The sequence below is a fragment of the Priestia sp. P5 genome (assembly GCF_029522155.1).
Lineage (GTDB): Bacteria > Bacillota > Bacilli > Bacillales > Bacillaceae_H > Priestia > Priestia megaterium_E.
In genome coordinates, this window is record NZ_JAKWFJ010000002.1 from 766233 (window position 1) to 780927 (window position 14695).

At 38.6% G+C, this 14695-nt stretch carries 14 protein-coding genes; 8 read left to right on the forward strand and 6 right to left on the reverse strand.

The genetic code is table 11. The features are described 5' to 3' along the window. Window positions 1-90: 90 nt before the first annotated feature. Entirely contained in the window at window positions 91-276 is a 186-nt protein-coding gene (locus MMB69_RS20655) for a YlaF family protein (RefSeq protein WP_016763441.1), read from the reverse strand. 113 nt (window positions 277-389) lie between these two features. On the opposite strand from MMB69_RS20655, the gene typA reads away from it, so the two are divergent. Next, window positions 390-2228, forward strand: a complete 1839-nt coding sequence (gene typA / locus MMB69_RS20660; RefSeq protein WP_013056066.1) for a translational GTPase TypA — start codon at window positions 390-392, stop codon at window positions 2226-2228. A gap of 159 nt (window positions 2229-2387) precedes the next feature. Beyond that, the gene (locus MMB69_RS20665; RefSeq protein ID WP_013056067.1) at window positions 2388-2705 is read left to right on the forward strand and encodes a YlaH-like family protein; all 318 of its coding nucleotides are present in this window, start codon (window positions 2388-2390) and stop codon (window positions 2703-2705) included. A 26-nt stretch (window positions 2706-2731) separates the two neighbouring features. Here the strand turns inward: MMB69_RS20665 and MMB69_RS20670 are convergent, their stop codons facing one another. Further along, window positions 2732-3166 carry a hypothetical protein gene (locus MMB69_RS20670; RefSeq protein ID WP_277448377.1) on the reverse strand — a complete coding sequence of 145 codons (435 nt, stop codon included), beginning with the start codon at window positions 3164-3166 and terminating at the stop codon, window positions 2732-2734. A 1-nt stretch (window position 3167) separates the two neighbouring features. Continuing rightward, window positions 3168-3368, reverse strand: a complete 201-nt coding sequence (locus MMB69_RS20675; protein WP_013056069.1) for a YlaI family protein — start codon at window positions 3366-3368, stop codon at window positions 3168-3170. Between the two features lie 185 nt (window positions 3369-3553). On the opposite strand from MMB69_RS20675, the gene MMB69_RS20680 reads away from it, so the two are divergent. Beyond that, window positions 3554-4009 (forward strand): pyridoxamine 5'-phosphate oxidase family protein, encoded by a 456-nt coding sequence (locus MMB69_RS20680; RefSeq protein ID WP_028414102.1) that lies wholly within the window; start codon window positions 3554-3556, stop codon window positions 4007-4009. Window positions 4010-4035: 26 nt separating this feature from the next. On the opposite strand, the gene MMB69_RS20685 is transcribed toward MMB69_RS20680, so the two are convergent. After that, window positions 4036-4635, reverse strand: a complete 600-nt coding sequence (locus MMB69_RS20685; protein WP_074678412.1) for a YhcN/YlaJ family sporulation lipoprotein — start codon at window positions 4633-4635, stop codon at window positions 4036-4038. 216 nt (window positions 4636-4851) lie between these two features. On the opposite strand from MMB69_RS20685, the gene MMB69_RS20690 reads away from it, so the two are divergent. Beyond that, window positions 4852-6180, forward strand: coding sequence for a PhoH family protein (locus MMB69_RS20690; protein ID WP_013056072.1), 1329 nt, complete (start codon window positions 4852-4854; stop codon window positions 6178-6180). A 38-nt stretch (window positions 6181-6218) separates the two neighbouring features. Here the strand turns inward: MMB69_RS20690 and MMB69_RS20695 are convergent, their stop codons facing one another. Further along, the gene (locus MMB69_RS20695; protein ID WP_014460988.1) at window positions 6219-6719 is read right to left on the reverse strand and encodes a hypothetical protein; all 501 of its coding nucleotides are present in this window, start codon (window positions 6717-6719) and stop codon (window positions 6219-6221) included. 281 nt (window positions 6720-7000) lie between these two features. On the opposite strand from MMB69_RS20695, the gene MMB69_RS20700 reads away from it, so the two are divergent. From MMB69_RS20700 to pyc, 3 genes are all read left to right on the forward strand, one after another. Beyond that, window positions 7001-7267: an Fpa/YlaN family protein gene (locus MMB69_RS20700; protein WP_370506486.1), complete on the forward strand. Its 267-nt coding sequence runs from the start codon at window positions 7001-7003 to the stop codon at window positions 7265-7267. A 143-nt stretch (window positions 7268-7410) separates the two neighbouring features. Continuing rightward, on the forward strand, window positions 7411-8601 hold the full coding sequence (locus MMB69_RS20705) for an FtsW/RodA/SpoVE family cell cycle protein (protein WP_016763444.1): 1191 nt from the start codon (window positions 7411-7413) through the stop codon (window positions 8599-8601). 133 nt (window positions 8602-8734) lie between these two features. After that, entirely contained in the window at window positions 8735-12184 is a 3450-nt protein-coding gene (gene pyc / locus MMB69_RS20710) for a pyruvate carboxylase (protein ID WP_277448378.1), read from the forward strand. Window positions 12185-12223: 39 nt separating this feature from the next. Here pyc and MMB69_RS20715 read toward each other — a convergent pair whose 3' ends face one another. Further along, window positions 12224-13126 (reverse strand): COX15/CtaA family protein, encoded by a 903-nt coding sequence (locus MMB69_RS20715; protein WP_277448379.1) that lies wholly within the window; start codon window positions 13124-13126, stop codon window positions 12224-12226. Between the two features lie 504 nt (window positions 13127-13630). Between MMB69_RS20715 and cyoE the strand changes: the two genes are divergently transcribed. Further along, the gene (gene cyoE / locus MMB69_RS20720) at window positions 13631-14569 is read left to right on the forward strand and encodes a heme o synthase (protein ID WP_277448380.1); all 939 of its coding nucleotides are present in this window, start codon (window positions 13631-13633) and stop codon (window positions 14567-14569) included. The last annotated feature ends 126 nt before the right edge of the window (window positions 14570-14695 follow it).

Consider the following 14695-nt stretch of genomic DNA (forward strand, 5'->3'; position numbering starts at 1 on the left):
CGTGTAGTCAAAAAATTTTGTGATGAAAAAACGTCATGAACCATTTTGATGTTGCAAATGGCCATGACGCTTTCAATCATCGCAAAAAAATTACAGCTGCCCTTTTTCTCGCATTTTTTTCTTAGTCGTAAAGCCAAGGCCCATTACAACAATTAAAGCTGCGATAGCTAAAATGACCCCGAGAGCGCTTCCTTCTCCGATAAATATGCCGATTGACATAATTGCCGCAGTTGCGATAAATGCATATAAAACAAATACCCACTTAATGTTTCTCATGTTGATTCCTCCCATTTATAACGGATATTTATAGTGTACAACAAAATCATTCTGCAATTCTAGAGTTAGTGTGATATAATAGCTTAGTTATTACAAGCATAGGAGTGAAATGCGTGAACATTCGTAAAGATTTACGTAATATTGCCATTATTGCCCATGTAGACCATGGGAAAACAACGTTAGTAGATAAATTATTACATCAGTCCGGAACATTCCGTACTAATGAGCATGTTGAAGAACGTGCGATGGATTCAAATGACCTTGAGCGTGAGCGTGGAATTACAATTTTAGCAAAAAATACAGCTATTAATTATAAAGATACGCGTATCAACATTATGGATACGCCAGGACATGCTGACTTCGGTGGAGAAGTTGAGCGTATTATGAAAATGGTAGACGGTGTTCTACTTGTAGTAGATGCATATGAAGGATGTATGCCTCAAACTCGCTTTGTATTGAAAAAAGCATTAGAGCAAAACTTGACGCCGATTGTTGTTGTTAACAAAATTGACCGTGACTTTGCTCGTCCAACTGAAGTAGTTGATGAAGTAATTGACTTATTTATTGAACTAGGTGCAAGCGAGGAACAAATTGAGTTCCCTGTTGTTTATGCTTCAGCAATCAACGGAACGGCTAGCACGAATCCTGAAAAGCAAGATGAGAACATGTCATCTCTATTTGACTCAATCATCGAGCACATTCCAGCACCAGTAGACAACAGCGACGAACCACTTCAATTCCAAGTGGCAATGCTTGACTACAATGACTATCTTGGTCGTATCGGTGTAGGTCGCGTATTCCGCGGAACAATGAAAGTAGGCCAGCAGGTTGCATTAATGAAGCTTGACGGTACGGTAAAACAATTCCGTGTAACAAAATTATTCGGTTTCCTAGGCTTAAAGCGTGTTGAAATCGAAGAAGCAAAAGCGGGAGACCTGATCGCTGTATCAGGAATGGAAGACATCAACGTAGGTGAAACCGTATGTCCGTTTGACCACCAAGATGCACTGCCAATTTTACGTATTGATGAACCTACTTTACAAATGACGTTCTTAGTAAACAATTCACCGTTTGCTGGCCGTGAAGGTAAATTTGTTACATCTCGTAAAATTGAAGAGCGCTTAATGTCTGAACTTGAGACGGATGTAAGTTTACGCGTGGAAAATACTGATTCACCGGATGTATGGGTCGTTTCAGGACGTGGAGAGCTTCATTTATCTATTTTAATTGAAAACATGCGTCGTGAAGGATATGAGATTCAAGTATCAAAACCTGAAGTAATCGTTCGTGAAATTGATGGCGTTCGCTGTGAGCCAGTTGAACGTGTGCAAATCGACGTGCCTGAAGAACATACGGGTTCTATTATGGAATCAATGGGTGCTCGTAAAGGTGAAATGGTTGATATGATTAACAACGGCAGCGGTCAAGTTCGTCTGATCTTTATGGTTCCTGCACGTGGTTTAATCGGTTATACAACTGAGTTCTTATCGTTAACTCGTGGATTCGGTATCATTAACCATTCATTTGATAGCTACCAACCAATGCAGCAAGGTCAAGTTGGAGGTCGCCGTCAAGGTGTACTTGTTTCTATGGAAAGCGGTAAATCATCTACTTATGGAATCCAAGGCGTAGAAGACCGCGGTACAATTTTCGTTGAACCAGGTACAGAAGTATACGAAGGTATGATCGTAGGAGAACACACTCGTGAAAATGATATCGTTGTTAACATCTGTAAAATGAAGCAAATGACGAATATGCGTTCTGCTAATAAAGATCAAACAACAGGTATGAAAAAACCTCGTATTATGTCTTTAGAGCAATCACTTGAATATTTAAACGAAGATGAATATTGTGAAATCACACCAGAATCTATTCGTCTACGTAAAAAAATTCTTGATAAAAATGAACGTGAAAAAGCAGCGAAAAAGAAAAAATACGCTGACACGAAATAATAAAAAAGTAAGTCGTTAGCTTTATTTGCTAGCGGCTTGTTTTTTATCTATTATATCAGAATTTTCTATTTTTTGAAAGCGTTTTATAAAGAAGGAATTTGGAAAGGAAAAAGGTGGCTTATATCGAATAATGTAAAGTAAGGAATAGGGGGAAGAATTATGGATGTAAAAGAACACCTTTCATTTTTTGCTGCTTTGTATCAAGTAGATGAACATGCAAAAATAGGAATGTGGCTGTTATACTTTACCATTTTAGGGCTATCTGTTCTCGTGTACAAACTTGGATTTGCAAAGAAGCTGCCGCTTTTAAAATCTGTTGTTATTTATCTATTTTTAGCTTTTGGATGTACGATCTTAACGTTTTTAGGCATTTTTTTACCTGTAGCTGAAGGGCTTGTGGTTGCAGCGCTTGTATTAATTATTTATAAAATACGGCTGTATCAGGCTAAAAAGCAAAACTCCACGTTGGGTTCATAAAAGACTACATAAAAAGACGCTTGTAGCTACAAGCGTCTTTTTAGTATGATATAGCCGAAGACAAGAGCGGCTGCGAAAATTAAATGGCCCGCTGTCCAATAAAAAATCGCTACTGCATCATCCACCGCAGGCGTAGGCTTGAGCGCAAGCAGCGTCAACGGAAAATACAAAGGAATGGTTGGAAGTGTTAACAAAAAGGAACACAATACGATTTTTCGAATAGACATATTGTTTAATTTACCTACTATGTAAACAAAAACGATCCCAATTACAAAGGCAATGAGTAAATGAAAAACAAACTCTACCCATTCACGCCATTGAATAAGGCCAATGATAGGAATAAAATCAACATTTAATAAAAGGGTATAAACTTGTTTGCCGGTTAGCCATTCTATCCATTTTAAACATAACCCAAGGATAATCCCGCTTAACATGCCAATACTTATTCCTAATCGGAGCACCTTACCAATCCTCCTCTGTCTTTTTCGACTCATATAGTTTAAAGTTACCGGTAGCTATGCGTTCTTTTGTTCGTTTTTCAATCCGTTCAGAACATTCATTGCACATATATGTATGGATAGGACGGTTGCGCAGTCGTTTTGCTACGAGTGTTTCATCCTCAATCGTTTCAATTTTATCGCACATGACACATTGTACTCTCATTTCTATCACCTCAACTTCTCTATACATCATTCTAGCCGAAAATTCTTGTTTTATAAAGTTTTTTTGCGGTGCTATCTCTCAGTAGAAAAGGAACGATAGGAAAACATTCCTAAAGAAGCAGGTAATTTTGCTTGTTAGCTCGAAGATAGTAACTAGTAAGTACATAAACAGTAGGAGGGATGAAAATGGCCAACGAAGTCGAGACTCAATTAGTAGATGCATTATACGATGAGCTACAGACAGAGAGATTTGCAACCATTTCAACTATTGATTTTGAAACAAACGCTCCAAATGTTAGTGCCATTTCGTGGTTAGTAGCTCCGACTAAACAAAAAATTCGATTTGCCGTAGATGTCAAATCGAGGATTGTAGAAAACATTAAACATACGAATAAAGCAGTGGTAAATATTCTTGCTAATGAATCATGCTACTCAATCAGCGGAATAGCTGAGGTAGTGCAAGAAAAGTTAGAAGGGGTAGCTTTAAAGCTGACGCTAATTGAACTAGATATTAATGAAGTAAGAGATGTCATGTTCTATGGTTCTAAGATTTCAGTAAACCCTTCATATGAAAAGACCTATGATCCAGTAGCAGCCGCTAAACTTGATAAGCAAGTAATTGAAGCGATAAAAAAAGCTTAGCAGCAGCCTGCCGCTAAGCGACTTTCTTATTCATTTTTTTGAAGATGATTATTAGATTGTTTTTCCTGCTCATTCTTTAAATTTTGCTCTTGTTTATTATTTAATTTTTGATTGTTTGTATCTGTTGAACTAGGATTTCGGCGAATTTCTTCTGCAAATTCAGGCATCACCCGGTTTACAATGGCCGCTAATTCATCTAAAAATCCTGTGACCGGCCGACCTTTGCGAATTTCATTTCCAATTTGTTTTAGCCGAGCCACCGTATCAGGATCTGCAATAACAACAGAATTAGCGCCGTACGGATCAGCTTTCAGACCTTCGGCAACTGTATATTTGATTGAACTTACTTCTGAACGATCAATATTTTTGCCGACGTCAATGCCTACGATTGCATACTTACCGAGCACAATGGCAGTAGCATCATTTACATTCGGAACGCTTGAAGCCAGTTCAACTAAATGCGCTGATATTTCATTAGCAGTACGCTTGTGAGAGCGTTCAGGAGATGAATTTTTGACCTGTACAATTCGATCTGTTTTTTGCCCTTCTTCAACGTCTGCTTGGTTATTATTGCAGCCGGTTAGTGTAATAAAACATAAGCTAATGGATAGAAAAAATTTGTTCATGTGGGAGACTCCTCCTTATGAATGACTCATTTTTTGTAGTAATTTGTATTTAGTTTCTAATAGTTCTTCTATCTTTATACACGTGTTCATATATTTAAAGAAAATGGTCCGTCCATTTAAGGTCACTTCACACATGTGCGTTACATAGTATATAAATGGATGGGTGCCTTGTTTCACTCCTTACAGGAAAAACAATCGGAGTAGGAGGCTGAATTATTGGGAAAAATTTATGTATTAGATACGAATGTTTTATTACAAGATCCGCATTCAATTTTTTCATTTGATGATAACGAAGTAGTGATTCCGGCCGTTGTACTAGAAGAAGTTGATTCGAAAAAAAGAAACATGGATGAAGTCGGACGAAATGCAAGGCAGGTATCCAAACTCATTGATAACTTAAGACAACATGGAAAGTTATATGAGAAAATCCCTTTAGAAAATGGGGGCCATTTGCGAATTGAACTCAATCATCGCTCTTTTCAACAGCTTCAAGAAATCTTTGTGGAAAAAACAAATGATAATCGAATTTTAGCTGTTGCTAAAAATCTATCTCTTGAAGAGGAAACAAAAGAAGATGGACGTGAAGTGATACTAGTGAGTAAAGATGTGTTGGTACGTGTGAAGGCTGACGCAATCGGCTTAAGAGCAGAAGATTTTTTAAGTGATCGAGTAGTGGAATTCAATAGTATTTATACAGGCTTTTCGGAAGTCTATATTGCAAAAGAACTGCTGAGTCAATTTTACGAAAAAGGAGAGCTGCTAACGTCTCAAATTGCGAACCACTCCTTTTTTGCAAATCAATTCTTAGTGATGAAAGATGCATTTGGGGGATCCGGATCAGCCATCGGCATTGTCGATCAAACAACAACAAAAGTAAAAAAGCTTTTATTTGAATATGATCATATCTGGGGAATCAAACCTCGAAATGTTCAGCAAATTATGGCTTTAGAACTTCTTCTTAGAGACGACGTTCAACTGGTCACGTTAATTGGAAAGGCAGGTACGGGTAAAACGCTGCTTGCTTTAGCTTCAGGACTTATGCAGACGGAAGATCTAGGATGTTTTAAAAAGCTGCTTGTAGCTCGTCCAATTGTTCCTTTAGGGAAAGATATTGGATTCTTGCCAGGAGAAAAGCAGGAGAAGCTTCGTCCATGGATGCAGCCAATTTATGATAACTTAGAGTACTTATTCAACACTAAAAAACCTGGAGAACTGGATGCGATTCTAGCGGGGCTGAGTTCAATAGAAGTGGAAGCCTTGACGTATATAAGAGGCCGAAGCATTCCGGAACAGTTTATTATTATTGATGAAGCGCAAAATTTAACGAAGCATGAAATTAAAACAATTTTAACAAGGGTAGGGGAAAAGAGTAAAATTGTGCTTATGGGAGATCCGGCTCAAATTGATCATCCTTATTTAGATGAGTATAACAACGGATTAACGTACGTAGTTGAAAAGTTTAAAGAGCAAAAAGTATCGGGCCACGTTCGGTTAATCAAAGGAGAGCGCTCCGGGCTGGCACAATTAGCAGCTGATATTCTTTAAAAAAAAGGGGGGTTCCTTTTGGAACCCCCCTTTTTTTATTATGTAACGATGATTTCTTCCACATATTTAATAGGGTTATTTCGGTTAGATCCGTCCGGTAAATAGACATAGATAGGCCCGTCTTCTCTAAGAGGCTTTCCGTCTTGGCTGAAACCAAAGATTAGTTTTTGCGCTTCTTCTAATGAAAAAGAAATCAGCGCGTCTTTTGTTTTAAATGAAACGTTGGTAGCGTCTTCAGTAGGTGAAGCGTTTGCTAGAAAAGGTGCAAATAAAATGCCAAATGTTCCATTTACTAGCTCCTGTTTTTTGAATTTCTTTTCGGTTTTTAACGTAGGAGGAAAGACGGCTCCTTCTTGAATTTCACGGTCCCAATGCTTCGAAACAGCCTTTGTGTACGCTTCTGTCTCGTCTTTTTGCTCGGGTGGATGTTCAAAGAAAACGTCCATATCGAGCTTGCGGTCATCGAAAATCCACACGCTTGGGTCGAGTGTCAGCGTATATTTTACTTTTCCTTTTAACATAATAATTGAATTCATCATAAATGCCCCCTTGCTAAAAGTATAAGCGCTTTCTCCTTATTTGTCACTTTGATGAAAAAATTTAGTTGAGAGTGATTCTCGTATGATATAATGTAAGAGTCAACGAAAGTGCGAAATTTCCTACATCTATGGTAACGGTTTTGAGAAAGTAACAGTATAAAAAAGACGGCCAGCCTCACGGACATGTTTATCCTTGCTTTTTTGGAGCATAGCCTTTAAAATTGAGAGATAGATTAGGTAATCGCTCGCGAACGGAGGGATTGAGTTTGACGCCTGAGACAATGATAGATCATCGTGAAAAAGCGTATGCGTTGTTAAAAGCTGATGCAGATAAGATTTTGCAATTAATTCAAGTTCAAATGGATAACTTAACAATGCCACAATGTCCTCTTTATGAAGAGGTTTTAGATACACAAATGTTTGGTTTATCAAGAGAAATTGATTTTGCAGTTCGTCTTGGTTTAATTGATGAACGTGTTGGAAAAACATTGCTAGACCGCCTCGAGCGTGAACTTTCTGCACTGCATGAAGCGTTTACAAAAAAATAAAAATCACGCGATCGAAACTCAAACTATATACAAACGTAGTTTGAGTTTTTTATTACAGGTGGTTGAAATTTCCTAATTTACTCAAATTTGTACATAAAAGATGAAACGAAACAGAAACACGTCATTTTTAAAGGAAGAGGGTTATGGTAAAAAAAATATTTAGGCATTTTGACTATTCAATTGTAATTCCAGTGCTGCTTCTTTGTGCGGTTGGACTAGTTATGGTTTACAGTTCAAGTATGATTGTAAGTATTACAAGATATCATACGTCAAGTGATTTCTTTTACAACAGACAAAAAATGTGGCTTGCTTTTACGCTTGTATTGTTCATTTTAACAATGCTAACACCTTACAAGCTGTATCCTAAAATACTGCCTTATGCGATTCTGGGCATTTTTGTACTGCTTTTGCTTGTGTTTGTAATGGGGCATACGAGTAACAATGCGCAAAGTTGGCTGCAGCTTGGCGGGGCAAACATGCAGCCGGCTGAGTATGCCAAGCTTGTTGTCATTTTATACTTATCGTATGTTTTGTCTAAAAGGCAAGAGTATATTGACAATATCAAAAAAGCTTTTTTTGGACCTATGGGTCTTGTATTTCTAATATTAGGCTTTGTAGCGATTCAGCCTGACCTTGGAACGGGCTCAATTATTTTTGCTATTGCCGTTACCATTATGCTATGTTCGGGAATCTCTAAAAAAACCTTTTTCCGCATGCTAGCACTAGGTATCATTTTGCTTACGGTTATTATTACGATTGGTTTTTTTACAGGGCAGTTTACTCCCAATCGAATCGGCCGTTTTACCGGTGCATCAGATCCGTTTACCAATGCTCAAGGAACCGGTTATCAGCTGGTTAATTCATATTTAGCAATAGGTACAGGAGGCTTAAAAGGCCTTGGTTTAGGAGAAAGTGTACAAAAGTATGGTTATCTTCCGGAGCCCCATACCGATTTCATTATGGCTATTATTGCAGAAGAATTAGGGTTCTTTGGAGTTATGCTCGTGCTGGGCCTTTTAGGCTTCTTAATTTTCAGGATTTTAATGCTGGCTAAAAAATCTCAGGATCCGTTTGCCAGCATGATTTGTATTGGAGTAGCCAGTATGATAGGTATTCAAACAGGCATTAACCTTGGAGGGCTTACGGGACTCATTCCGATTACCGGCGTCACGCTTCCGTTTATCAGTTACGGAGGGTCTTCGCTGCTAACGCTGATGGTATCTATGGGAATTATTGTAAATATTTCGTTTTTCGTAAATTATCAAAATAAAAAACAGAAAAATACGGAAAATATTGTGCTACATCCGAACAATACATCAACAACAAGCGATTGATTTTCGTGAAAAAATTGTGTAAAAAAAGCAAAAATTTATTGGAATTTTATTATTTTCCATTGATTTTTGCTTTTCTTTTATCCAATTTTGCTATATATTGAAGTTTATACGAAATTGAGAGGAGATTAGCAACATGAGTTTTGTAACTAAAAAAATCAAAAAAGTATTAGTAGCAAACCGAGGAGAAATTGCGATTCGTGTATTTCGAGCATGTACTGAACTGAATATTCGGACTGTTGCAATTTATTCGAAGGAAGACGCAGGTTCTTATCACCGTTACAAAGCGGATGAAGCCTATTTAGTAGGAGCGGAGAAAAAGCCGATTGATGCTTATTTAGATATAGAAGGCATCATCGACATTGCTAAGTCTCATGATGTAGATGCTATTCACCCTGGCTATGGTTTTTTGTCAGAAAATATCCAATTTGCGAAACGTTGCGAAGAAGAAGGCATTATTTTTATTGGCCCAAAATCCAAGCATCTTGATATGTTTGGCGATAAAGTAAAAGCACGTCACCAGGCTATTCAAGCAGATATTCCCGTTATTCCTGGTACGGATGGTCCTATTGATTCAATTGACGAAGCAAAAGAATTTGCTAATCAGCATGGATATCCTCTAATGATCAAAGCGGCTTTGGGCGGAGGCGGTCGAGGCATGCGTATCGTTCGCGATGCAGACAGCCTGAATGAATCTTATGATCGTGCCAAATCAGAAGCAAAAGCGGCTTTTGGTAATGATGAAGTGTACGTCGAGAAACTAGTTGAAAATCCAAAACATATTGAAGTGCAAATTTTAGGTGATGAACAAGGAAATGTTGTGCATCTTTACGAACGCGACTGTTCTGTGCAGCGTCGTCACCAAAAAGTAGTAGAAGTAGCACCAAGTGTTTCTATAGATGAAGACTTACGTCTCCGCATTTGTGAAGCAGCTGTGCAGCTGATGGAAAAAGTGCAGTACATAAATGCTGGTACAGTAGAATTTTTAGTATCAGGAAACGATTTTTATTTTATTGAAGTAAATCCACGTGTTCAAGTAGAGCACACAATTACTGAAATGATTACAGGTATTGATATCGTTCAATCGCAAATTTTAATTGCGGACGGTTACGCACTTCACAGCAAGGAAGTGTCTATTCCTGCACAAGATCAAATTCACGTACATGGATATGCAATTCAATCTCGTGTAACGACAGAAGACCCGTTAAATAACTTTATGCCGGATACGGGTAAGATTATGGCTTATCGTTCTGGTGGCGGTTTTGGCGTACGTTTAGATACGGGAAACAGCTTCCAAGGTGCTGTGATTACGCCGTATTATGATTCACTGTTAGTAAAAGTAACAACATGGGCCTTAACATTCGATCAAGCCGCATCAAAAATGGTACGGAACTTAAAAGAGTTTCGTATTCGTGGAATTAAAACCAATATTCCGTTTCTTGAAAATGTAGTAAAGCATGATAAGTTCTTAACAGGCGCTTATGATACATCCTTTATTGATACAACGCCTGAACTTTTTGTCTTCCCTAAGCGAAAAGACCGAGGAACTAAAATGCTTACATACATTGGGAATGTTACGGTAAACGGATTCCCAGGTGTATCCGAAAAGAAAAAGCCAATCTTTACGAAACCGCGTGTTCCTAATGTCGATATAAAACAACCAATTCCAAACGGAACAAAGCAGATTTTAGATGAAAAAGGCGCTGAAGGGCTAGTAAATTGGGTGAAAGAACGCAAGGAAGTGCTATTAACGGATACAACTTTCCGTGATGGCCATCAGTCTCTTTTAGCAACGCGTATTCGTACAAACGACTTAAAACAAGTAGCTAACCCAACTGCACGCTTGCTTCCAGATTTATTTTCTATGGAAATGTGGGGAGGAGCAACGTTTGATGTCGCTTATCGATTCTTAAAAGAAGATCCGTGGGATCGCTTGCTTACTTTACGTCAACAAGCGCCAAACGTTCTTTTCCAAATGCTTCTTCGTGCGTCAAATGCGGTTGGATATAAAAACTATCCTGATAATGTAATTAAGGAATTTGTTGAAAAATCAGCTTATGCAGGTATTGATGTTTTCCGTATCTTTGACAGCTTAAACTGGGTGCAAGGAATGACTCTTGCAATTGACTCCGTTCGTCAAACAGGGAAGATTGCAGAAGCAGCGATGTGTTATACAGGTGATATTTTAGATCCGACGCGCCGTAAGTATGATTTGGATTACTACAAGAACTTAGCAAAAGAGCTTGAGCAGTCTGGAGCACATATCCTGGGCATTAAAGATATGGCGGGTCTTTTAAAACCACAGGCAGCTTATGATTTAGTATCGGCTCTAAAAGAAACGGTTGATATTCCAATTCACCTTCATACGCATGATACAAGCGGAAACGGTGTATACACGTACGCAAAAGCAATTGAAGCAGGTGTAGACATTGTAGACGTAGCCGTAAGCTCAATGGCAGGCTTAACGTCTCAGCCAAGTGCTAACTCTCTTTATTACGCATTAGAAGGTGCGGACCGCAGACCAAATCTGGATATTAAAAATCTAGAACAGCTTTCGTACTATTGGGAAGACGTGCGAAAATATTACCAAGACTTCGAAAGCGGCATGAACGCTCCTCATACGGAAGTGTACGAGCATGAAATGCCAGGCGGTCAATATAGCAACTTACAGCAACAAGCAAAAGCAGTTGGTTTAGGAAACCGCTGGGATGAAGTAAAAGATATGTATTCACGCGTGAATTTGTTATTTGGTGATATTGTAAAAGTTACGCCATCATCAAAAGTAGTTGGAGATATGGCATTGTTCATGGTCCAAAACAACTTGACAGAAGAAACGCTGTTTGAGCGCGGTGAAACGCTTGACTTCCCGGATTCAGTTATTGAATTGTTTGAAGGGTATTTAGGACAGCCTCACGGGGGCTTCCCTAAAGAGCTTCAGCGCATCATTCTAAAAGGCAGAAAACCTATTACAGTTCGTCCTGGAGAACTGTTAGAAGATGTGGACTTTGATGCAGTGAAAGAAAAGCTGTTTAAAGACTTAAATCGTCAAGTAACGAGTTTTGATGCCATTGCTTATGCGCTGTATCCAAAAGTATTTATGGATTATCACAAAGCAGTCGAACAATACGGGGACATTTCTGTTCTTGATACACCGACTTTCCTATACGGCATGCGTTTAGGAGAAGAGGTGGAAATTGAGATTGAAAAAGGAAAAACCTTAATTGTCCGCCTTGTATCCATTGGAGAACCGCAGGCAGACGGTACGCGAGCGGTATACTTTGAATTGAACGGTCAGCCTCGTGAAGTCGTGATTAAAGACGAAAGTGTCAAAACAACCGTTACGGCAAAACAAAAAGCCGACCAAGGAAATCCAGCCCACATCGGAGCTTCAATGCCTGGAACCGTTATTCGAGTAGTAGTAGAAAAAGGCGATAAAGTCTCAAAAGGTGATCACTTAATGATCACAGAAGCAATGAAAATGGAAACAACCGTGCAAGCACCATTTGACGGCGTGATTAAACAAGTATACGTGTCGAATGGAGATGGCATCCAGCCGGGAGATCTATTAATTGAATTAGAAAGCTAATTAAAAAAGGTACGAGCTCAGAGCTCGTACCTTTTTTGATCAATTATGTGTATGACGCGTTGCAAGTAAGGTTAAGTAGCTTAATACACCGAATAGAAAAGAGATAATTAAAGAATGCGCAAGCGCGAGCTCTAGCTGCAGACGTGTGACAACAACAAGCATACCGGAAACCGCCTGAAAAATAACTAGAATGAGAGCGGCTAACCATCCGTAAAAAATATTTTGTTGATGGCGATAATATTTAACTGCATGGATAAAGGCAGCTAAAATCCATACAAACGTTAAAACAGCAGCGAATCGATGTCCCATTTGAATCCACTGATTCAAATCAACAGGTAGCCAACCGTTTCCATTTGAACAAAATGGAACGTCTGGGCAAGCCAAGCTAGCTTCTTTATGGCGAACAAGCGCGCCCGTGTATACAACAGCATATGTGTACAAGATAACCCCGTAAATATGTTTTTTCATTTTAGAGCCTAGCTGTATATTAGTTGAGTCGAGCTTTTGATCCACTTCAAAGATAATAAGTGTTAACAGCAGCACCGAAGCAAACGAAATAAGGGAAATACCAAAATGAAGAGCAAGCACTGCGTCTGATTGCCCCCACATAACGGCAGCAGCCCCAATTAATGCTTGCAGTACTAGGAAGAAAAAAGAGATAAACGCTAAAGGTCTAACTTCTTTTATATGTCCTAGTGAAATCCATGCCCATACGCATAAAGCGAGCACAAGAAAGCCCGACACGCCAGAAACTAAACGGTGGCTTAGTTCAACAACGGTTTCAAATGTTAAAGGGTCAGGAATGAACTGTCCATTACACAGAGGCCAAGAATCTCCGCACCCGTCTGCTGAACCAGTTTTCGTGACAAGGGCACCGCCAAGCAGAATAAGTAACATGGCCATGCTCGTCACAACGGATAAAAACTTTAATCCAAGTCGCACAATAATCACCATCCTAAAAGCAAAGTAAGTAAGATAACGAGCTAAACAATTTATCCTAATCTTTTTGTATATTAAACATAAATTTCATTTATTCTCCATAAACTTGATTGAATTTGTTATAATGGTAGAAAGTGTAAGGTTTGTTCATGAGTTTGACTCTGCAGATATGTAAAAGGTACCGTACCGAAAACTATTTTACTTGCACAAATATCTTTTAACAAGTGACAGGGACATGCATTTAGCTCATGACAAAAAAAATCCATATTTTTTTCATGAATTCTTCACAAAGTAACGGCAAAATATGGTTTAATAAACATGAGAAATAGATATTTCTCTACTATTTTATCGTTTGCATGTGAAGCTTTTAAGTAGCTTTGGTGAGAGGAATATGACTTCTTTGTGAACAAAGAGGAGATTTTTGTAAAAATATGTTGAAAACGCCTTCATTTATAGACTCTTTATTTACTAGATAAAAGTCTGTGGATGAGTAAAGGAGGAAGCGCCATGGAAGATTCAAAAATGGTGGAAGATTCAACGCTTTCTGCATCGCCTAACACAGCTCATGTAAGCGAAAATAGTTCCGTTTGGTCAGATTTTTTAGCTACGATTAAAATTGGAATAGTCAACTCAAATTTCATCACCACCTTTACTGGTTTTTGGCTAGCTCTTTTCTTCAACGAACAACACTTCTTAGAAAACCTGGATAAAGCATTTTTTACTTTAATAGGTTCTTCACTTATCATCGCCGGTTCATGCAGTTTGAACAATTACATAGATCGTGACATTGACCCTCTAATGGAACGAACAAAGGGACGACCTACAGTGACAGGGAGTTTTACACCTTTGACGGTCCTTGGGATTGGGATCGGTTTCACGTTAACCGGCTTGCTTATGCTACTAGTTGTTTCTTCCGTAGCCGCCCTCATTGGATTAGCAGGAATACTTACATATGTAGTTCTTTACACCATGTGGTCCAAAAGACTATACACAATTAATACGGTAATCGGAAGTATATCAGGCGCTGTCCCGCCTTTAATTGGATGGGCCGCTATCGATCCCAATTTACATGTAGTAGCTTGGGTATTATTTTTAATCATGTTTATTTGGCAGCCGCCTCATTTTCTAGCTCTTGCTATGCGAAGATGTGAAGAATACCGGGCAGCGGGAATCCCTATGTTGCCTGTTGTACACGGGTTTGAGCTTACAAAACGACAGATTCTCATTTGGATTGCTTGTTTGTTGCCATTACCTCTTTATTTATACGAATTAGGCACTCCATTTCTAATTTTGGCCACTGTTTTAAACATAGGATGGCTATTTTTAGGATTTGCTCAATACAATAAACAAAAAGATACAAAGTGGGCTAGCATGATGTTTGTCTACTCACTAAACTATTTAACTATTTTATTTGTCTCAATGATTGTCGCAACGCTTTTTGCCTAGATAAAATCTTTCACTGAATGCGACACTGCACAAGGGGGATTTCTTCTACATGTAGAATTCATTATAGAAGGAATAAGTTTTATGCTCAAGAGGGCATAGATGAAATCACGTCAATGAAAGAGAGGT